Origin of the sequence: Micromonospora sp. NPDC050200 (assembly GCF_040656135.1) — a bacterium.
In the GTDB taxonomy this organism is placed as follows: Bacteria; Actinomycetota; Actinomycetes; order Mycobacteriales; family Micromonosporaceae; genus Micromonospora.
The window spans coordinates 23,231-42,912 of sequence record NZ_JBFALG010000001.1 but is presented as its reverse complement, the minus strand read 5'-3'; the positions used below and the strand labels follow the sequence as shown (position 1 = coordinate 42,912).

The window sequence follows — 19,682 nt, the reverse complement described above, 5'->3', positions numbered from 1 at the left end:
GGACCCCGACCGTCACGGTCGGGGTCCCCTCTCGTGGCACCGCCGACCGGCTCACCCGTCGACGGCGCGGACCACGATCGCGGCGTTGAAGCCGCCGAACCCGCGGGCGATGACGAGCGCGGTGCGCAGGTGCCCGGAACGTGGCTCGCGCACCAGGTCGAGCTCGCACCCCTCGGCGAGCGCATCCACATTGACGGTGGGTGGGATCACGCCGTCGCGGATCGCCAGCAAAGCGGTCGCGATGTCGAGTGCGCCGGCACCGGCGTTGAGCCGGCCGGTCATCGTCTTCGGCGCGGTGACCGGCACGCCCGCCGGCCCGAAGATCGCCGCGATCGTCTGTGCCTCGGCCCGGTCCAGCTCGGGCACCCCGGCCGCGTCGGCGAACACGACGTCGACGTCGACGGGGGACAGCTCCGTGTCTTCGAGCGCACCCCGGATCGCCGCCTCCAGCCGGCCAGGCCGGCCAGAGCCGGGAGGCGGGTCGAACGTGGCGCGGTAGCCGACGATCTCGCCGTAGATCTGTGGTGCGCCCCGCTCCCACGCGGTCGCGGCGTCCTCGACGATGAGTATCGCGCCGCCCTCACCCGGCACGTACCCGCAAGCGTCCGCGTCGAACGGGCGGTAGGCCCGCCTCGGGTCGTCCCGCCGGCTCAGTCGCCCGTTGGGCACCTGCGCCGCCATGCCCCACGGGCACAGCGACGCCTCCATGCCACCGGTGACGAGCAGGCGTACCCCGTTGCGTACGTGCCGCCGGGCATGCCCGATGGCATCGAGCCCGCCGGCCTGCTCGCTGACCAACACGCCGGTCGGTCCCCGCATTCCGTGCCGGATGGAGATCTGCCCCGTGTTCACCGCGTAAAACCAGGCGAACGACTGGTAGGCGCTCACGTACTCGGGCCCTCTCGCCCAGAGGTTCTCCAGCTCCCGCTGCCCGAACTCGAAGCCCCCGGCCGAGTTCGCTGTCACCACCCCCATGTCGAACGGGTCGAGCCGCTTCGTGTCGACGGCCGCGTCGACCAGCGCCCAGTCGGCTGCGGCCAGCGCCATCTGCGTCAACCGGTCGGTCTGCGGCAGCAGCCGTCCCGGGATGTGCTCGGCGGCCTCGAAGTCATGCACCTCCCCGGCGAGCCGGATCGGGAACCCAGATGCGTCGAACCGTCGGATGTGGTCGATGCCGCTCTCCGCGTTGAGCGTGCTCGCCCAGAACGCCTCCACACCGACGCCGTTCGGCGCGACGACGCCGATGCCGGTCACCACCGTCTTCATCCGTGCCCCCTACTCGGGTCGGGCCAGCAGCATGGCGCTCTGGAAACCACCGAAGCCGCTGCCGACGGTCAACGCCACGTCGAGCCGCTTCTCCCGGGCCACCAGCGGCACGTAGTCGAGGTCCAGCTCCGGGTCCTGGTCGTGCAGGTTGGCGGTCGGCGGCACGATCCCGTGCTCGATCGCCAGGGCCGTCGCGGCGATCTCGATCGAGCCGATCCCACCGAGCGAGTGCCCGACGACAGCCTTGATCGAGCTGACCGGCGTCGCGTACGCGTGCGGGCCGAGCGCCGCCTTGAACGCGGCCGTCTCGTGCCGGTCGTTCTGCTTCGTGGCGGTTCCGTGCGCGTTGACGTAGTCGACCGCCTCCGGTGCCAGCCGCGCCTGAATGAGCGCCGAACGGATCGCCTCCGCCATCTCCCGACCGTCGGGACGCAGCCCGGTCATGTGGAAGGCGTTGCTGCGCGACGCGAAGCCGACGATCTCGGCGTAGACGTGGGCCCGCCGCCGCCGGGCGTGCGTGAGTTCCTCCAGGACGAGGACCGCGCCGCCCTCGCCGAGCACGAACCCGTTCCGGGTGCGGTCGTACGGGCGCAGGGCGTGTGCCGGGTTGTCGTTGCGATTGGACGTCGCCTTGATCGCGTCGAAACAGGCCACGGTGATCGGCGAGATCGGCGCGTCCGCGGCGCCGGCGAACATCACGTCGACCGTGCCTTCGCGGATCAGCCCGACAGCGTGCCCGACGGAATCGAGCCCGGACGTGCAGCCGGCCGAGACCACCCCTACCGGCCCCTCCGCGCCGACGTACCAGGCAACCTCGCTGGCCATCGCGCTCGGGACGAGATAGTCGTACATGTGCGGCACCGCATACGCGGGGTCGACGACCCATTGCCGGCCACCGTTGCTGAGGATGCGGTACTCCTCGTCGAGGTTGATCGTCGCACCGACGGCCGTGCCCATGCTGACCCCGGTGCGGTCCGGCCGCAGATCCTTGGTCTCGATGCCGCTGTCGGTCAGCGCCTCACGGACCGCCACGGCCGCGAACTGCACCGAGCGGTCCATTCTCCGCACCTCCTGCGGGGTCAGCCCTTCCCGCACCGGATCGAAGTCACACTCGGCCGCAATCCTGGACCGGAACGGCGACGGATCGAAGCTGGTGATCGTCCTTGTGGCGGTGCGTCCCTCGGTGATCCGTTCCCAGAACGCCTTCACGCCAGGATCGCCGGGCGCTACCACGCCAATCCCGGTGATGGCGACACGTCGATTCATCGACACTCTCGCTCCTCACAGCAGCTTCGCGATCGCATGCGCAACCGCGACCACACCGTCACCGACCATGTGCACCAGCCCTCGATTCCGACTCAAGGGTCTCTGGAGAGACCGTGGCGACGCCGGATTGGACGCCAGGTCGACCGACGCTCGAGCGCGTCGGCCGAAGATCGCCGTGTGTGGCTGGAAACCGTGTCCGCACCGGCCGCCAGCCCCAACCCGTCACATGAGGGAAGGAGTCTCCGTGCCACAGACGGCTACCGTCATCGGTGGATCGTTCACCGGCGCAGACGACCGGACCGCCCGCCGGTTCGCCGAGTCCGCGCACACGTACAGCACCGGAGTCATGCCGACCGCGCAGTTCCACGCGTGGCTCGCCGAGCGCGCACTCTCGAGAAAGCACCGCGTGGACCTCATCGCGCTCGACGACCTCGACGGGTGGAGCGCCGACCCGGAGACCGGCAACCTGGGCCACCGCAGCGGACGTTTCTACACCATCGAGGGGCTGGAGGTCGTCACCGGCCACCGGCACAACCCCACCTGGTCCCAGCCGATCATCCTCCAGCCGGAGATCGGCATCCTCGGCATCCTGGTCAAGGAGTTCAATGGCGTCCTGCACTGTCTCATGCAGGCGAAGATGGAGCCCGGCAACGTCAACGGCATCCAACTGTCCCCGACGGTGCAGGCCACACCGAGCAACTACACGCGAGTGCACCAGGGCAACGCCATTCCCTATCTGGAGCACTTCATCACGGCCGGCCGGGGCCGGGTGGTGGCCGACACCCTGCAGTCCGAACAGGGCGCGTGGTTCCTGCAGAAGCGCAACCGCAACATGATCGTCGAGGTGACCGAGGACGTACCGGTGCTGGACGGCTTCTGCTGGCTCACCGTCGGACAGCTCCACGAGCTGCTGGCCGTGGAAAACCTGGTCAACATGGACACCCGGAGTGTCATGTCGATCATCCCTCTCGCGACGCCGATCGACCGGCCGTCCCTGCTTAACGAGGACTCCTTCCGCGGGGCGCTGTTGCGGTCACTGAGCACGAGGCCCGACCCGAACGACGCGACCGGCAACCTGGTGAGCTGGTTCACCGACGTCAAGTCGCGCCGGACCCTCAGGCGACGCCCCATCCCGCTCCACCAGACGAAGGGATGGCTGCGGACGTCCGACCGGATCCATCATGAGGACGAGCGGTACTTCTCCGTGGTCGGCGTGCGGGTGGAGGCCGACGACCGTGAGGTGACCAGCTGGTCGCAGCCGATGATCGCGCCGGCGAGCCGGGGCGTACTGGCGCTGCTCACCAGACAGGTCAACGGGGTGCTGCACGCGCTCGTGCAGGCGCACACCCAGGCCGGCACGTTCGACGTCGTCGAGATGGCGCCGACGGTGCAGTGCAGCCCGGAGAACTACGACGAGGGCCGGCCGCCTTTCCTGGACTACGTCCTGTCCGCGCCCGCGTCGCAGATCCGTTTCGACGTGGTGCACTCCGAGGAGGGCGGACGGTTCTTCCAGGCGGAGAACCGCTGCCTCATCATCGAGGTCGACGATGCCTTCCCCACCGACGTGCCGGACGGATACGTATGGGCCACCATCAGCCAGCTGACCGACCTCACCCGGCACGGGCACTACTTCAACGTTGAGGCGCGCTGTCTCCTCACCTGCCTGCACACCCTGTGGTGAGGATGTCCACCGACCGACGCGCCGTCGTGCTCGGCGGAGCGGGCTTCATCGGGCGGCGGGTCTGCCGCGACCTGACCCGGGCCGGGTGGGACGTGGTGGCGGTGTCCCGCCGGCCGGTGCCCCTGCCCGGCGTCCGGACACAACCCCTGGACCTGTGTACGGCGTCGGTTCTGCCGCTGCTGCTGCACGAGCGCCCCGCGGTGGTGGTCAACGCCGCCGGCGGGGTGTTCGGCGCGACCGAGCGGGAGATGCGTGACGCCAACGTCCTCCTGGTCGAGCAACTCGTCACGGCGTTGACCGCGCTGTCGTGGACGCCGAGGCTGATCCAGCTCGGCACCGTCCACGAACATGGCGACGCGGCGGCGGGCGCCCCCCTGACGGAGGACACCCCGACGCGCCCGACCAGTGTGTACGGGCAGACAAAGCTGCGCGCGACCACGCTGGTCCGCAGCGCGCATGCGGCGGGCGCGATCGACGCCGTCGTACTGCGCGTCGTCAACCTGCTCGGCCGGGACGCGCCGACGACCAGCCTGCCCGGCCGCGTGGTCGCCGAACTGGCGCGACTGCACCGGCGGGGCGAGTCGGGCGTCCTGGAACTGCTGGCACTCAACGCAGCCCGCGACTACATCGACGTCGCCGACGTCGCCGACGCGGTGGTACGGGCAGCGGTCCGGCCGGTCGGCGGTCGGGTGATCCCCATCGGCAGCGGTGCGGCGACCAGCGTGCGCTGGCTCGTCCACGAGCTCGTCGCCATCAGCGGCGTACCCGCGACCGTCGCCGAGCTCGAGCCGGTCGGGCCGGGAGCCGTCGGAAACAGCGGCGGGGCCCACCACATCACGGTCGACACCACGCTGGCCGACCAGTTGCTCGGGTGGCGGGCTCGAACCACGTTGACAGGCTCGCTCCGGGCGATGTGGCTCGCGGCGAGCGAACCGGCCCCCGAACTCGGCGCCGTGCCGACTCCATGAGCACCCGCCAACCGCGTTGCGAAAAGAGATGCGCCGTGAGCGATGAGAAGACCGAGATTCTCGAGCTGGTCCGCAAGTACCATCAGCTCCGCTCGGACCAGGAGTTCATTCCGGGCGTGACGCTCGTGCAGTCCTCGGGTGCCACGTTCGACGACGACGACCGGGTGGCACTGGTCGAGGCGGCACTGGACATGCGGATCGCCGCCGGCGTCAGCACCCAGCGGTTCGAGCGGGACCTCGCGAAATTCTTCGGCCTCCGCAAGGCCCAGATGGCCAACTCGGGCTCGTCGGCGAACCTGTTGGCGCTGACGGCGCTGACGTCGCCGACGCTCGGCGAGCGGCGACTCCGGCCGAAGGACGAGGTCATCACGGTGGCGGCCGGCTTTCCCACCACGGTCAACCCGATCATCCAGAACGGGATGGTCCCGGTCTTCGTCGACGTGGAGCTCGGCACCTACAACACGACGCCTGAGCGGATAGCCGACGCGATCTCGCCCCGAACCAGAGCGATCATGGTCGCGCACGCGCTGGGCAACCCGTTCGCCGTGGCCGAGGTCGCGGCGCTGGCCCGGAGACACGACCTGTACCTCATCGAGGACAACTGCGACGCGGTCGGCTCCACCTACCAGGGCCAGCTCACCGGCACGTTCGGCGATATCGCCACCGTGAGCTTCTACCCGGCGCACCACATCACCACGGGTGAGGGCGGTTGTGTGCTGACCCGCAGTGTGTCGCTGGCGCGGATCGTCGAGCAGCTGCGCGACTGGGGCCGGGACTGCTGGTGCGAGCCGGGCAAGGACAACACCTGCTGCAAGCGCTTCGAGTACCAGCTGGGGACGCTGCCGTACGGCTACGACCACAAGTACATCTTCTCCCACGTCGGCTACAACCTGAAGTCGACCGACCTCCAGGCGGCCCTCGGCCTCAGCCAGCTCGCGAAGGTCGCCGAGTTCGGGGCGGCCCGCCGGCGCAACTGGCAGCGCATGCACGACGGTCTGCGCGACGTACCGGGACTGTTGCTGCCCAGCCCGACCCCGGACAGCGACCCGAGCTGGTTCGGCTTCGTCATCACCGTGCAACCGGACGCGCCCTTCACCCGTCGCGGGCTCACCGACTTCCTGGAGTCCCGGCGCGTCGCCACCCGCCGCTTCTTCGGCGGCAACCTCACCCGCCATCCCGCGTACGTGGACCGTGAGCACCGGATCGCGCACGCCCTCACCAACTCCGACCTCATCACCCAGAACACCTTCTGGGTCGGCGTCTACCCGGCGTTGACCGCCCAGATGATCGACTACGTGGTGGCGACGATCCGCGAGTTCGTCGCCACCTCCTGACTACTCCGCCTCGGGGCGGGGTGCCGCAGAGGAGACCACATGCGTGTGCTGTTCACAACCACAAACTGGCGAGGTCTGTACTCCTGCATGCTCCCGCTCGGCTGGGCGTTGCAGGCCGCCGGGCACGAGGTGCGGTTCGCATGCGCACCCCCGCAGACGACAACCATCAGCCATGCCGGACTGACGCCGGTCGCGGTGCTCGAGCCGCTCGGCGTCGTCGAGCTGGAGCGCCTCGCCCGGTACGCGGCGGCGGTGCGGCAACCGGACCAGTTCACCGACGACGTGCCGTTGCTGCACCCGATCACCGGTGAGCCGGTCACCGACGTCGCCGACTACGACGTCGCCACCAACGAGCCGGTATTCCGTCGGGAATCCCAGGAAATCCTGGACCGCAACTTCGACGCGGCGGTCAGGTTGGCCCGGGCGTGGCGGCCCTCCCTGGTGATCCATGACCTCATGAGCCCGGAGGGCGTGCTCGCGGCCCAGGTGACCGGCGTGCCGTCGGCCTACCACTCGCTGGGCATGTTCGGGGCGGCGGAGGCCAGCCTGTACGACCCCACCAACGCCGCCGCCCGGTACGGCGTCACGCTGGAACGGTCGCTCATCGGCTACGTCATCGATCCGACGCCCAGCATGATCATGCCCGCGCACGGCGACGCGCTGCGCCTGCCCATCCGCTACCTCACCTACAACGGACCGGGTGAAATGCCCCTGTGGGTCCTCGAGCGGCCGAGCCGTCCCCGCGTGACGTTGCTCTGGAGCCGGGGAACCGCCAACATCTTCGGCACGGCGGTACCGACGCTGCGGCACGCCATCGACGCCGCGGTGGCGCTGGGCGCGGAAGTCGTGGTGACCGCGCCGCCGGCCCAGGCGGACGCCCTCGGGGCGATGCCGGAACACGTGCGGGTCCTCCGCGAGTTTCCGCTGCACATGCTGCTGCCGACCAGCGATGCCATCATCCACCAGGGCAGCGGCAACCCCATGATGAGCGGCGCCGCAGCCGGGCTGCCGCAGCTCATGCTCGCCATGACGGACGACGGTGTCGAGATGGGTCGACGATTCGCGCGTGCCGGCTCGGCGCTGGTGCTGTCGGGCCTGAACGCCACCGCCGACGAGGTGCGCGCCGGCACCGCCGAGTTGTTCGGCAGCCCCCGACTGCGGGAGGCCGCCAAGAAGATCCAGGCGGACATGGCCGCGAACCCGACCGCCGCCGATCTCGTGGCACCGCTGGAACGGCTCGCCGGGACGGGTCGGCTCACCGCGGCCGACCTCGCCGACGCCCTCGCCGTCCGGAGTGCCTGACGGCGTGGGTACAGCGTCAGCGACAACAGTGTCTCGAGGTTGTCCGGACACCCCGCCGTATCCGGATGACCTCCAGGGCATTTCCACGCCTCGGACCGCGTTGCCGCGCCGGCACCGTACGAGGAACGGATCCGTCCGATCAGCGCAGGCAAGGACGGGTAACCGACCGTAGCAGGGGAGTTAGCCGGCCTTTAGAACCCAACTCTACGCTGTAGGAGAACCGGGTATCGTGGAGGGCCGGCCGCCGGATCCCGCGTCACAATGGTGCGACGCAGTGGACGGTGGTGGTGGTTGGCCGTCCGCGCACTGTCGTAGCTTGCGGGCGCAGGCGATGCCGACGCTGGAGCCAGGGGGGAGGCCAGTTTCTGCGCGGTCGATTCGACGGACAGCGCGCCGTCTACGGACAGATGGAGCCCGCACCCTTGATTCGTGGACAGGTCACTGATCGTGGCCGGTCGACGTGTAGGCAACGGCGAGGCCCACAACGGGGGCTCACACTGCCGACGTACAAGCAGGCGGTATGGAGGGCGAGTGACAGCGGCACGTACACCAATAAGGATTCTCCTGCTGGACGACCACACGCTGTTCCGGGAGTCGCTCCGGGAAGCACTGGAGACGGAAAGCGAACTGTCGGTCGTCGGCGAGACAGGCCGCCCCGAGGCCGCAGTGGATATGATCTTGAGTTCGGAGCCCGATATCGTCCTGGTCGACGCACATACTCCTGAGGCGCTGGCCGAGCGCGTGCGTCAGATCGGTGATCTGAAGACGAAATCCAGGCTTCTGGTCCTCACCTGGCATGAGGATCCGTGGTTGATCCGGTCCGCGGTCACCAGTGGAGTGGGCGGCTATGTGCTGAAAAGCATCACCCGACTCGAACTCGTCTGCGCGATCAGAAGCCTTTTCGCGCGCGAGCGACGCATTGTCATGATGGTTTCGGCCGACACGCTCACCTATGCCTTGCAGACCGGGCGTAGCGGGGCGGAGGGCATTTCCCGGCGTGAACGGGAAGCACTCATCCTCGCCTCGCAGGGGCTCAGCAACGCACAGATCGGGCGGCGGCTTTCCATCACCGAGGGGACCGTCAAACGGCACCTGAGCAACGTCTATATGAAACTCGGAGCGGCATCGCGGGTGGACGCCGTCAACAAGGCGATGATGGCCACCCTGATCCCGTCCGTGTTGGGCGGCAGCATGTAGCATCCCTGGCTCGTCGTCCTTCTCAGGTTGAGCCCGCGGAGCCACCATCCCGGATACGGTCCGACATTTCCGGTCGGCACGCTGCCGCGGTGTCCGCCCATACCTCTGTGGCGGACAGCGCGGAAGCGTGCGGGACGGCCCCCGAGTGCGGCGGTGCGCCGCTCAGCTCAGGACGTCACCGGGGGCGAGCCGCTCGGCGAACGTCAGACACTCCTCGTAGCCCGGCAGCAGTCCCGCCGCCTGTGCCTCGGCGAGCGACGGCGCGGCGGCGTCCTTCGCGGACATGATCGGAGGTTCGGACAGGCCCCACGGCAGCCGCAGCGCCGGATCGAGCGCGTTGACCTCGATCATCGTGCCGTGGACGTACTCCGTGGAGCAGAGATAGGCCATGCAGGCATCGTCGGTCAGCGTGAGGAACGCGTGCCCGAGTCCGTCGGCGAGGTAGACGGAGACCCCCGACGCGCCGTCCATCGCCGTGACATCGAACTGACCGAATCCCGGTGAGCCGACCCGAAGGTCGACCACGACGTCCAGCACCGCCCCCCGGACACAGGTCACGATCTTCTCCTGGCCGGGCGGCAGCGCCGTGGAATGGATCCCACGCAGGGTGTTGCGCCGTGACGTCGAGCAGTAGAACTGCCCAATCCTGAAGGGGTGGCCGATCACGCCGGTGAGGGCGCCGCTCTTGAACATCTCCAGGCTGACTCCCCGATGATCCGGAAAGCGCTCCGGGACGATGCGGAAGGCGCCCGACACCGCCGTCTCTTCGATGCTCACCGGGCTAGGCGATCTCTTCCAGCCTGCGCACGATCTCACTCGTCCGGGGCTGGGCCTCGATCTCGTGGCGCAGGTTCAGCGCCGCCCGCTGGTACGGCCCGCCGCCGATCACTGCACTCACCGCGGACTGGATCGCCGCCGCGTCGGCCTCCTCCTGCGGCAGGTGCCGACCGACCCCCGCGGCCTCGATCCGTTGCCCGTTGAAGATGCCCTCCGGGATCGCGGTGATCGCGACGTGGGGCTTGCCGCACGCCGCCGTCGTCAGCATCATGCCGGTACCCCCGAAGTGGACCACGGCGGCACTCGCGTCGGCCAGCAGCTGGAACGGCACCCAGTCGACCGTACGGACGTTCGACGGCAGACCGGCCAGGTAACCGGCGTTACCGGGCGCGGTGGCAGCGACGGTGACGACGACCTCGACGTCGAGCGCGGCGATGGCGTCGATGGCCTCGCGGGCGAACTGGACGACCTCGGGGCCAAGTTTCTTCTCCTGAGTCGTCCCCCAGGTGAAGACCACCCGGGGACGCTCGCCCGGCTGGAGCAGCCAATTCGGCACGTTGCCCGATCCGTTGTACCGGACGAACTGCATGTCGAAGCGGGGCGCTCCCGCCGTGTACGACGACGGCCCGTCCTCGTCGCGCCACCGCAGGCTGGGCGGGCAGGGGTCGACCCAGGCCGCCGGGTCGGCGATCGGCTCGACCCCGAAGCGCTTGAACTGGTTGACGTAGTCGGAGCGCAGTTCGGTGCCGTAGATGGTGTCCATCTCGACCCGGAAGTGTCGCACCATCCCGTAGAGATTGCACACGGCGGGAACGCCGAGCACCTGCGCGGCCACCGCGCCGGCGAACGTCACCGGGTCGTACACGACCAGATCGGGGCGCCATGCGCGAGCGAACTGCACGGTCTCCTCGATCATGCCCTCGCAGCGCAGGAAGGCGATCGGAGCAATGCCGTCGACGAATCGCGCCAGCGCCTCCTCCGTGGTCTCGCCAGGCTGTGGCGGCTTGGGGCGGAACGCTCCGCTGGCCATGAAGGCCGAGATGTCGGCGTCCCTCCCGACCGCCGCGCCGAGGAGCCCAGACTCCCGCAGCGGCTCCGCGATCGCGGGCGCGCCGACGACCCGGACGTCATGCCCTGCCGTCTGGCAGGCCCAGGCGAGCGGCACCATCGGGAAGTAGTGGGGGCGCGTCCCGTAGCTGGTGAAAAGTACACGCAAGGCGACCACCTTCTGACGAGTCAGTGTGACGTGCCGTCATGCTCCGCCCGACGGGTCGAGTGCCGGTCGAGCAGCAGTGGAGCCGCGCCGGTACTGCTCGAAGCCATCTCAACCCATCATCGAGCCCACCAGCCGAGGATCACCGCGAACGGTCGATCCGTCGTCTGCGGAGGTGCCATCCATGCGTGTGCTCGTCACCGGAGGTGCGGGATTCATCGGCCAACCGGTCGTGTCCGCCTGCCTCGAGGCCGGCCACGAGACCCGCGTTCTCGACGCGCTGCTGCCCCAGGTCCACGGCGGGCACACCCCCACGTTTCCGGCCGATGTCGAGCTGATCGTCGGGGACGTCCGCGACGAGGCGACCCTGGCCGCGGCCCTGCGCGGGATCGACGTCGTCTGCCACCAGGCCGCGATGGTCGGCCGGGGTCGCGGCACGATCGACGCGCCCGGCTTCACCAGCTGCAACGACTACGGCACGGGCGTGCTACTGGCGACCATGACCCGGCTCGGCCTGACCCGGCTGGTGCTCGCCAGTTCGGTCGTCGTCTACGGCGAGGGACGGTACCGCTGCGACGAGCACGGCGAGTCCTCGCCCGGAATGCGGCAGCGGGAGGACATCGACGCCGGCCGTTTCGAGCATCGCTGCCTGCGCTGCCGACGGGAGCTGACACCGGTCGTCGTGGAGGAGACCGCGCCGCTGGAGCCACTCAGCATGTACGGCGCGAGCAAGGTGGCCCAGGAGCATCTCGTCCGGGCCTGGGCCATCCACACCGGCGGCAGTGGCACCGCGCTGCGGTACCACCAGGTGTACGGGCCCGGCATGAAACGCGACTCGTCCTATTCCGGGGTGGCGTGCACGTTTCGTAGCTTGGTGCAGCGCAACGAGACGCCCCAGGTGTTCGAGGACGGCCGCATGCGCCGCGACTTCGTCCACGTGCGGGACGTCGCGACGGCCAATGTGGCGGCCCTGAGCGGGCAGGTCGAGGGCTTCCGGGCGTACAACGTCGCGAGCGGCCAGCCCCGGACGGTGGGGGAGATGGCGGCCACGATGGCCCGCATCGCCGGCGCGCCGGCGCCGGTGCTGACCGGGCAGTGCCGCCTCGACGACCTGCGCCACCTCGTCGCGACGCCGCAGCGGCTGATCGCGGAGCTCGGCTGGCGTCCGGCCGTCGACTTCACCGACGGGGTCATGGAGTTCGTGGCGTCCCCGATGATTGACTGAGCACCGCCCGGCCGGTCTCCTGCCGCAGGCCGGCCGGTGAGCGCCGTCGATGTCGCTCGTCCGTCACCGGCCGCCGGAGACGGTCACCGTCTCGCCGGTCGTGTTGCCGTTGGCGGCCGAGCCCAGGAACAGGACCGTCCGCGCCACGTCCTCCGGGGCGCTGAGCCGGCCGGTCGGGGTGCCGGCGGTCTCTCGCTCCCGGACCGGAGCCGGCAGTCTGGAAAGCACGTCGGCGGTCGTGGTCAGGCCGGGGCAGACGACGTTGACGAGGATCCCGTCCTTGCCGACATCCCACGCCAGGCTGCGGGCGAAGCCGTGCAGCGCCGCCTTCGCGGCGCCCAGGAACTCCTGCCCGGAGCCGCCACCGAGCGCGTTGTGCGACGACAGCAGCACGATCCGACCCCACGTGCGGCACCGCATCTCGGCGACGGCCAGGCGGGTGAGGCGGATCGTGCCGCCGAGGTTGTCGTGCACCACCGGCAGCCACTGTTCGTCGTCGACGTCCTCGAAGCGGACACCCGCGTCGCGCCTCGGCGGCCGCCGCACCGCGTTGGCCACCAGAATGTCAAGCGCACCCCAGCGCTGGACGACCGCGGCCGTCGCCTGTGCGGCGGCGGCCGGGTCGTCCAGCGAGTACGGCACCGCGAACGCCTGATCCCGTGCTGCGCCCAGTTCGTCGGCGATCGCCTCGGCGGCCGACCTGTCCGTGTGGTACGTCAGCGCGACCCGGGCTCCCTCGGTGGCGTACGCCCGGGCGACCTCGCGCCCGATGCCGCGGGTGGCCCCGGTGACGAGCACCGTCTTGCCGGAAAGCCCGAGATCCATGATCTGGCCTTGCCGGTCAGGCGGGTTTGCGGGCGACGACGACCCGATCGTTGGTGACGGTTTCGAGATCGACTACGGTGTCGTAGCGGAAGCCCGCCTTCTCCATCCATCCGCGGCAGTCCTCGGCGGAGTACTCGGACCCGCCGCCCCGGCTCAGCACCCGGCAGTTCAGGCTCTGCAGCAGTGCCGGCGCCTCGGTCCGCGCGTCGTCGAGCATGGCGTCGTAGACGAGCAGGGCACCGCCCGGCCGGATTGCCGCGAACGTGCGCCCGATGATCTTCTCCCGGTACTCCGGCGGCCAGTCGTGCAACACGTGACCGATGATGATTACATCCGTCTCGGGCAGGGTGTCCTGTACGAAGTCACCGCCGTGGAAGGTGACCCGTTCAGCGGTGCCGTGTTTGGCCATGTGCTCGTCGAAGAGCGGCTTGACCGGCGGCAGATCGTAGACGCCACCGGTCAGGTGCGAGACCGCCGAGACGAGGAGCGCGGCCACGTTCCCCCGCGCCCCACCCAGGTCGACGAACGACCGGTAACCGCTCCAGTCGATCGCGGTCGCCAACTGCGGCGCGACGAAGCCGTTGTAGGTGTCCATGTGGTTCATCAGCCCACGCACGACCTCGTGGTTCTCGTAGACCTTGAGGAACGAGTCCGTGCCGTACAGCACATGCTCCTCGGCCGCCATGTCCTGCAGGGACTGGGTCAGGTCGGCCCAGAGCCGGTAGTGCTTCCTCGCGTGCTGCACGATGCTGCCGCCGATGTAGTGGCCGCCGGAGGAGGTGAGGAACTCCCCGACGCCGTCGCCGAGCGCGTAGCGTCCGCCCGCACGGGTGAGGAGGTTCAGGCCGACGAGCGCGTCGAGGAAGTCGGGGGTCATCCGCGGCCGGATCTTCAGCTGTTCGGCGACCTCGTCAGCCGTCGCCGGACGCTGCGCGAGCATCTCGAACAGGCCCAACTCGACCGCGCTCTGCAGCACCTTGGATTGGAAGTAGGCCGAGTTGAGCTGCATGATCGATCGTGCCTGCCTGGCAAGGCCCAGTAGCGTGTCGCCCATGGTCGAATGAACCGCCCTCTCGGTGTTCGAAGCGGAGGCTGCGCGTCGGTGATGCGCCGCTGCCAGCCTTCTTCGTCACCCTCGAGGAGCCGTCGAGAAGCGTTCGATCTCCGCCGGTCCGCCTCGCGGGCGGTCCGGGCCCGGCCGTCAACTCCGGGACAGCCGCTGCTCGAAGCCGTCAAGCAGCGCCTGCAGGCCCAGCTCGTATTCCTCGTCGGGCTGGTATCCCCCCGAGATGGCCTCGGCCAGGTTGGGATAGCTCTCCAAGATCATCGCATTGACGGCCTCCGGTGAGGTCGTCGGGCCGCCGACCGGATCCCCCATCTCGGCGAAGACGTGGCCGACGGTGAACGTACGCAGGCAGTTGACCATGTGGAGGATCTCCCGGCCGGTGAACCCGGAGCTCTGCACCAGCCCGATCGCCCGGTCCCCGAAGGCGAGCACCGACGGTGCGTAGGCGGGGCGGGTGGCGATGACCGAGAGCAGATTCGGGTGCCGGCGGAGCACCTCACGCATCGCACGCATGAACGTGGCAACCTGCTCGCGCCACGAGCCCTCGGAGACGGCGTCGAAGGCAGTCTCGATCTCCGTGTAGACGGCTTCGATCAAACCGTCGAAGAGCGCGGACTTGTTCGGCAGGTAGTAGTAGACCGCCATCGGGTCGACGCCGAGCTCGGCTCCCAACTTGCGCATCGACAGCGCACTGACCCCGTCGCGGTCGATGAGGGCCATTGCGGTCCGGATGATGTAGTCGCGCGTCAGCGCCGGGCGAACGGGTCGTCCGGCGCTGCTCGTGCCTCTCGTCGAGCGTTCGGTCATGTGGTTCCCACTTTTGCATCCGATGGCCGGAAACGCAGACCGGCCACGATGGCGAAGCCTAGCGTGAAGGCGGCCATCACCAGCAAAGACGGGGCCACGTCGGCGAGACCGGCGTGGTCGAGCGTAATCTTGTGCAGCGCGTCCAGAGCCCAGTAGGCGGGACTGATGTGCGCTACCGCCTGCAACCAGCCGGGCAGCGCCGAGGCGGGTGCCAGGGCACCACCGATGCCGCCCATGAGCATGCCGCCCAGGTTACCGATGACCAGCGCCTGGTCCATCGTGGCGAAGACCGCCACCAGCATCACACCGTAGGACACCACCATCGCGACGAACACCGCGATCACGACGATCAGTGCGATGACAGAGCCGTTCGGGCGGTATCCGAACAGCAGCGCGCCGGCCAGGAACAACACACCCATCTGGAGGAGCTGGACCGCGTACAGCGGGGCGACCTTGCCGAGCACGATGTCCAGCGTCGAGGCGGAACTCGCGCGGAGCCGGTCCCAGGTGCCCCAGGCGTGCTCGCGGAAGAACAGGGTGCCGACCAGCGCGGTACCCAGCAGGGCGAAGAGCACGCTGAGGCCGGGGATGAGCTGCTCACTGCCGGTGGCGCCGGAATAACCGGACTGCGTCAGCTGCGCCTTGGTCGCGGGCAGGAGGAAAGCGGTGAGCAGCAACGGCATCAGGATGGTCAGGACGAACGGGGCGGGGTCCACCAGCAGCAGCCGAGTGCCGCTCCGGGCGATGGCGAGGCTACGCGACGACATCATGGTCGTCCTCCAAAGTGAGTGCCCGGCCGGTGATGGCCAGGTAGGCGGTTTCCAGACTTGGACGGACGAGTTCGACGCCGGCGAGCGAATGGATACTGTCGCCCAGCGTCGCGAGCGCACCGGCGGCGGCCGCGGCCGGATCGGACGGCGGCTCGATCGGCACCAGCGTCGACTCGTTCGCCCGCCAGCCGGGCAGCGCCGGAGGCGGCCCGTCGAAGCGAAGTGCCACACTCGCGGTGGCGTAGCGCCCGACCACCTCGGCGAGCGATCCGTGAACGGCCACCCGGCCCTCGTACAGCACCGCGATGTCCGCGTCGAGCTGCTCCAGCTCGGTCAGGTAGTGGGTGGTGTAGACGACGGCGGCACCCTCGGCGGCGAGGGAGCGGACGATGTCGAGGATCCCCGTGCGGGACTGCACGTCGGCACCGACGGTCGGCTCGTCCAGAAACATGAGGTCGGGCTTGTGCAGGACTGCCAGGCCGGTGTGCAGCCGGCGCTTCTGACCGCCGGACAGCTCGCCGGCCTTCTTCTTCAGCGACTCGCCCAGACCGAGCGCCGCCGCGACCTCGAGGCTCCGACGCCGTACGGCACCGCCGGACAAACCGGCCAGCCTTGCGAAGAACTCGAGGTTGTCCAGGACTGTGACGGTCGGATAGATGCCCAGCTCCTGCGGCGCCAGCCCGATGTGCCGGGCGGCCCCGCGCCGGTCGCGCAGCGCGTCGATGTCCGCGACCCGCACGCTGCCACCGTCGGCTGACCGAAGCCCCGCCACGATCGAAATGAGCGTCGTCTTACCGGCGCCGTTGGAACCGAGCAGGCCCACGATCTGCCCGGACCGCACCGACAGATCGACCCCGCGCAGAACAGGATGGTCGCCGCCATACGCCTTCTTCAGGTCCTTGATTTCCAGCAAAGCGGCTCCCCTTCTACGGCGTAGAACTCATCTACGCAGTAGAGTAGCCGGCCCTCGTTCCGAGTCAAGGCGTTGCACCGGACAATTCTACGGCGTAGAGTCGGCGTGGTGGCCGGGCTGCCGCACGTCGCGTCACGAGTCCACGTCGTCGCAGCGCTGTAGGACGGGGCCGGGCTGTGCCGCGCTCATCAACGGCCATCCGAGACGGAGGACCTGGCGTGGATGCGCTTGATCTCGCACGCCTGCAGTTCGCGATGACGACCAATCTGCATTTCCTGTTCGTCGCCCTCACGCTCGGGCTGGCACCGCTGGTCGCCATCATGCAGACCCGGCACGTGCTCACCGGCGCCGCGATCCATGAACGCATGACCCGGTTCTGGGGCCAGATCTACCTCATCAACTACGGGGTCGGCATCCTCACCGGCCTGGTGATGGAGTTTCAGTTCGGGCTCAACTGGAGTGGCCTGTCGCACTATGCCGGCGCCGTCTTCGGTGCCCCACTGGCACTCGAGACCATGGTGGCGTTCTTCCTGGAGTCGACCCTCCTCGGGTTGTGGATCTTCGGCTGGCACCGGATACCCCCGAAAGTGCACCTGGCCCTGATCTGGCTGGTCACGCTGACGGCCTACCTGTCGGCATTCTGGATCATGGTGGCCAATTCGTTCCTGCAGAACCCGGTGGGCGTCGAGGAGCGCGACGGCCAACTGGTGCTCACCGACTTCGGCGCGCTGATCGGCAATCGGCACCTGGCCTGGTCGCTGCCCCATGTCGTCGGTGCCGCGCTGGTCACCGCCGCTTTCGTCATGATAGCGATCAGCTCCTATCACCTGTTCCGGCGGACGTCGGCCTCCGAGTTCTTCACTCGTTCGCTGCGGACCGCGGTGGTGACCGCACTGATCGGCACGATCCTGACGGTTGTGTCCGGCCACCTCTCCGTCTTCCCGGCCGAGCGGACGCAGCCGGGCAAGTTCGACGCCCCGGCGATCGACGGCCCCTTCTACACGATGCTCGGCATCGGGGACGCCCTGATGCTCTTCAGCATCCTGGTCATGCTGCCTCTGCTCCGGCGCGACCGGCTGGCCCGGTGGCGATGGCTGCATCCGCTGCTGATCGCGCTGATCCCACTGCCCTATGCCGCGTCCGTCCTCGGCTGGGTGAGCCGGGAGGTGGGCCGGCAGCCGTGGCTTATCTACGGCAAGCTCCGGGTCGCCGACGCGCTCACCCCCGGCATCACGGCCGACATGATCCTGGCCTCCCTGATCGGCTTCGCCGTCGTCCTCGGGATCCTGGTGGTGCTCGACTACGTCCTCATCGCCGGCGCCGCGCGACGCGGACCCGACGACGTCGCGCTCGGCACGCCGCCCCCCACGCCGGGCGCGCCGCCAGACATGGACGCCCCCGCGCGGAGCCTGATCGGAGAACAGGGATGACAGTCCTGTGGTTCGTGTTGTTCGCCCTCATCCTCGTCGGCTATTTTGCGCTGGAAGGCGCGAACATCGGGGTCGGCGTGCTGCTGCCCGTCCTCGGGCGCGGCGAGCGGGAGCGGGCCCGGCTGGTGTCCACGCTCGGGCCGCTGGTGCTCGTCGGTGAGGTCTGGCTGGTCGCGGTTGCCGGCTTGCTCTTCGGCGCGTTCCCGTCGGTCGAGGGTCATGTGCTGCCCGCCCTGTATCCGCTCGTGGTCGTCCTGCTGCTCGGTTGGGTGGTCCGCGATGCCGGCGTCTGGTTCCGGCGCCGCGCAACGGCTCCCGCGTGGCGGCTCTGGTGTGACGGTCTCGTCGTCACCGGCAGCATCACGCTCGCGTTCACCTGGGGACTGATCCTCTACGCGTTGCTGGTCGGCCTCCACCGCCAGGTCCTCAGCCCGGCCGGCATCCTGCTTGGTCTCGCCGTGACCGCCCTGCTCGCCGTGCACGGCCTGGTGTTCGCGGCATCGAAGACACGCAACCGCGCCGCGACACTAATCGCGCGACGACTCGGTCCATTCTCGAAGATCGGGGTCACCGGGTTCGCGGCGGTGCTACCCGCCCTGGTCATGGTGAGCCTGCGGGCGTCGCATCTGCTCGACAATGCCGCTCCGGACGGGACGCTCAGCACGATGGCCTGGATCGCCCTGCCGGTGGTGCCACTGATCGCCGCGGCCCAGTGGTGGGCCTGGCGGGCATTCACCCGTCCGGCAACGGTGCAGTCCTTTTTCTGACCGACCCACCAACCGTACGGCCATGCACCTGGGAAGGGTGGCGACCGCACGGCCCGGAAGGGGACATCGGCCGGGCCGTGCGGTGGCAAAACGGATCAGGGTTCGTCGAGCAGCGCCACGGCCCGCGCCCACCCCGCGCCGGAGCCGGCGATCTTCACCGGAAAGCAGGAGACGGTGAATCCCGTCGGGGGGAGGGCCGAGAGGTTGGCGAGCCGCTCGATCTGGCAGTACTCGCGTTCCCGCCCGGCGAAGTGGGCGGGCCAGAGCACCCCGGGGTCGCCGGTGTGGTCGAACCGTTCGAGCATGTGCGCAAACGGCGCATCCAGGCTGAACGCGTCGGTGCCGATGACCCGCACGCCGAGGTCCAGCAACAGGTTCGTCGCCGACCCGTCCAAACCGACGAAGTCGGAGAAGTATTTCGGCGTGCCGTTGAGCCGGTCGGCGCCAGTGTGCAGCAGCACGATGTCGAGCGCCCGCGGCGTGTAGCCCATCCGCACGAACTCCGCGTTCAGCCGGGCGGCATCGACCGTACCGACCGGTTCGTCGGACAGGTCGAGCACGACACCGGGCCGTAGGAACCATTCGAGAGGCAGCTGGTCGATGTGCCGGGGCGTACCGTATGCCGCGACCGAACCGTAGTGTGACGGCGCGTCGACGTGCGTGCCCGTGTGACTCGTGAGCGTGAGGGTGTCCAACGACAGCAGCTCGCCGCCGGGCAGGACGGACGGATCGAAATCGATGCCGGCGTGCTTCCGCATCTCCTCCGCCATGTGGACGGCACCCTCGGCCGGAGACATGATCTCGTGGATGACCGGATCCGGCTCCCACGCCGTCGCATCAATCGGCGAGGAAAGGTCTATGAGGCGCATGTGCCT

18 protein-coding genes are annotated in these 19,682 nt (G+C 69.2%); 8 read left to right on the top strand and 10 right to left on the bottom strand.

Going from position 1 to position 19,682, the window contains the following annotated elements; all coding sequences use genetic code 11:
• Nucleotides 1–51 precede the first annotated feature (51 nt).
• Together AB0I41_RS00180 and AB0I41_RS00175 are read right to left on the bottom strand one after the other, a co-directional pair.
• On the bottom strand, nucleotides 52–1,266 hold the full coding sequence (locus AB0I41_RS00180) for a ketosynthase chain-length factor (RefSeq protein ID WP_357099783.1): 1,215 nt from the start codon (nucleotides 1,264–1,266) through the stop codon (nucleotides 52–54).
• Between the two features lie 9 nt (nucleotides 1,267–1,275).
• Nucleotides 1,276–2,532 carry a beta-ketoacyl-[acyl-carrier-protein] synthase family protein gene (locus AB0I41_RS00175; RefSeq protein ID WP_357099780.1) on the bottom strand — a complete coding sequence of 419 codons (1,257 nt, stop codon included), beginning with the start codon at nucleotides 2,530–2,532 and terminating at the stop codon, nucleotides 1,276–1,278.
• 244 nt (nucleotides 2,533–2,776) lie between these two features.
• Between AB0I41_RS00175 and AB0I41_RS00170 the strand changes: the two genes are divergently transcribed.
• From AB0I41_RS00170 to AB0I41_RS00150, 5 genes are all read left to right on the top strand, one after another.
• Nucleotides 2,777–4,213: an NDP-hexose 2,3-dehydratase family protein gene (locus AB0I41_RS00170; protein ID WP_357099778.1), complete on the top strand. Its 1,437-nt coding sequence runs from the start codon at nucleotides 2,777–2,779 to the stop codon at nucleotides 4,211–4,213.
• A gap of 2 nt (nucleotides 4,214–4,215) precedes the next feature.
• Nucleotides 4,216–5,181, top strand: coding sequence for an NAD(P)-dependent oxidoreductase (locus tag AB0I41_RS00165; RefSeq protein WP_357099775.1), 966 nt, complete (start codon nucleotides 4,216–4,218; stop codon nucleotides 5,179–5,181).
• A 35-nt stretch (nucleotides 5,182–5,216) separates the two neighbouring features.
• Nucleotides 5,217–6,515, top strand: coding sequence for a lipopolysaccharide biosynthesis protein RfbH (gene rfbH / locus AB0I41_RS00160; protein WP_357099772.1), 1,299 nt, complete (start codon nucleotides 5,217–5,219; stop codon nucleotides 6,513–6,515).
• A 39-nt stretch (nucleotides 6,516–6,554) separates the two neighbouring features.
• Complete coding sequence (locus AB0I41_RS00155) at nucleotides 6,555–7,817, top strand: nucleotide disphospho-sugar-binding domain-containing protein (protein WP_357099769.1); 1,263 nt, start codon at nucleotides 6,555–6,557, stop codon at nucleotides 7,815–7,817.
• Between the two features lie 531 nt (nucleotides 7,818–8,348).
• Nucleotides 8,349–9,014 carry a response regulator transcription factor gene (locus AB0I41_RS00150; protein WP_357099766.1) on the top strand — a complete coding sequence of 222 codons (666 nt, stop codon included), beginning with the start codon at nucleotides 8,349–8,351 and terminating at the stop codon, nucleotides 9,012–9,014.
• Nucleotides 9,015–9,176: 162 nt separating this feature from the next.
• Here AB0I41_RS00150 and rfbC read toward each other — a convergent pair whose 3' ends face one another.
• Both rfbC and AB0I41_RS00140 read right to left on the bottom strand, forming a co-directional pair.
• Nucleotides 9,177–9,791 carry a dTDP-4-dehydrorhamnose 3,5-epimerase gene (gene rfbC, locus AB0I41_RS00145; protein ID WP_357099763.1) on the bottom strand — a complete coding sequence of 205 codons (615 nt, stop codon included), beginning with the start codon at nucleotides 9,789–9,791 and terminating at the stop codon, nucleotides 9,177–9,179.
• 4 nt (nucleotides 9,792–9,795) lie between these two features.
• Complete coding sequence (locus tag AB0I41_RS00140) at nucleotides 9,796–11,007, bottom strand: nucleotide disphospho-sugar-binding domain-containing protein (RefSeq protein ID WP_357099760.1); 1,212 nt, start codon at nucleotides 11,005–11,007, stop codon at nucleotides 9,796–9,798.
• A 181-nt stretch (nucleotides 11,008–11,188) separates the two neighbouring features.
• Here AB0I41_RS00140 and AB0I41_RS00135 point away from each other — a divergent pair, with 181 nt between their 5' ends.
• The gene (locus AB0I41_RS00135) at nucleotides 11,189–12,229 is read left to right on the top strand and encodes an NAD-dependent epimerase/dehydratase family protein (protein ID WP_357099757.1); all 1,041 of its coding nucleotides are present in this window, start codon (nucleotides 11,189–11,191) and stop codon (nucleotides 12,227–12,229) included.
• A 63-nt stretch (nucleotides 12,230–12,292) separates the two neighbouring features.
• Here the strand turns inward: AB0I41_RS00135 and AB0I41_RS00130 are convergent, their stop codons facing one another.
• The 5 genes from AB0I41_RS00130 to AB0I41_RS00110 form a co-directional block, all read right to left on the bottom strand.
• Nucleotides 12,293–13,054, bottom strand: a complete 762-nt coding sequence (locus AB0I41_RS00130; protein ID WP_357099754.1) for an SDR family NAD(P)-dependent oxidoreductase — start codon at nucleotides 13,052–13,054, stop codon at nucleotides 12,293–12,295.
• Between the two features lie 16 nt (nucleotides 13,055–13,070).
• Nucleotides 13,071–14,063, bottom strand: a complete 993-nt coding sequence (locus AB0I41_RS00125; RefSeq protein ID WP_357099751.1) for a methyltransferase — start codon at nucleotides 14,061–14,063, stop codon at nucleotides 13,071–13,073.
• A 192-nt stretch (nucleotides 14,064–14,255) separates the two neighbouring features.
• Nucleotides 14,256–14,927, bottom strand: a complete 672-nt coding sequence (locus tag AB0I41_RS00120; protein ID WP_357099748.1) for a TetR/AcrR family transcriptional regulator — start codon at nucleotides 14,925–14,927, stop codon at nucleotides 14,256–14,258.
• Nucleotides 14,924–15,643, bottom strand: a complete 720-nt coding sequence (locus AB0I41_RS00115) for an ABC transporter permease (RefSeq protein ID WP_357099745.1) — start codon at nucleotides 15,641–15,643, stop codon at nucleotides 14,924–14,926. The genes AB0I41_RS00120 and AB0I41_RS00115 overlap by 4 nt, the downstream gene beginning before the upstream one ends.
• 37 nt (nucleotides 15,644–15,680) lie before the next feature.
• Complete coding sequence (locus tag AB0I41_RS00110; protein ID WP_357099742.1) at nucleotides 15,681–16,610, bottom strand: ABC transporter ATP-binding protein; 930 nt, start codon at nucleotides 16,608–16,610, stop codon at nucleotides 15,681–15,683.
• 176 nt (nucleotides 16,611–16,786) lie between these two features.
• Between AB0I41_RS00110 and AB0I41_RS00105 the strand changes: the two genes are divergently transcribed.
• The gene (locus tag AB0I41_RS00105; protein WP_357099739.1) at nucleotides 16,787–18,040 is read left to right on the top strand and encodes a cytochrome ubiquinol oxidase subunit I; all 1,254 of its coding nucleotides are present in this window, start codon (nucleotides 16,787–16,789) and stop codon (nucleotides 18,038–18,040) included.
• Between the two features lie 17 nt (nucleotides 18,041–18,057).
• The gene (locus tag AB0I41_RS00100) at nucleotides 18,058–18,807 is read left to right on the top strand and encodes a cytochrome d ubiquinol oxidase subunit II (RefSeq protein WP_357099736.1); all 750 of its coding nucleotides are present in this window, start codon (nucleotides 18,058–18,060) and stop codon (nucleotides 18,805–18,807) included.
• 95 nt (nucleotides 18,808–18,902) lie between these two features.
• Here the strand turns inward: AB0I41_RS00100 and AB0I41_RS00095 are convergent, their stop codons facing one another.
• Entirely contained in the window at nucleotides 18,903–19,676 is a 774-nt protein-coding gene (locus tag AB0I41_RS00095; protein WP_357099733.1) for a cyclase family protein, read from the bottom strand.
• Nucleotides 19,677–19,682: the final 6 nt, after the last annotated feature.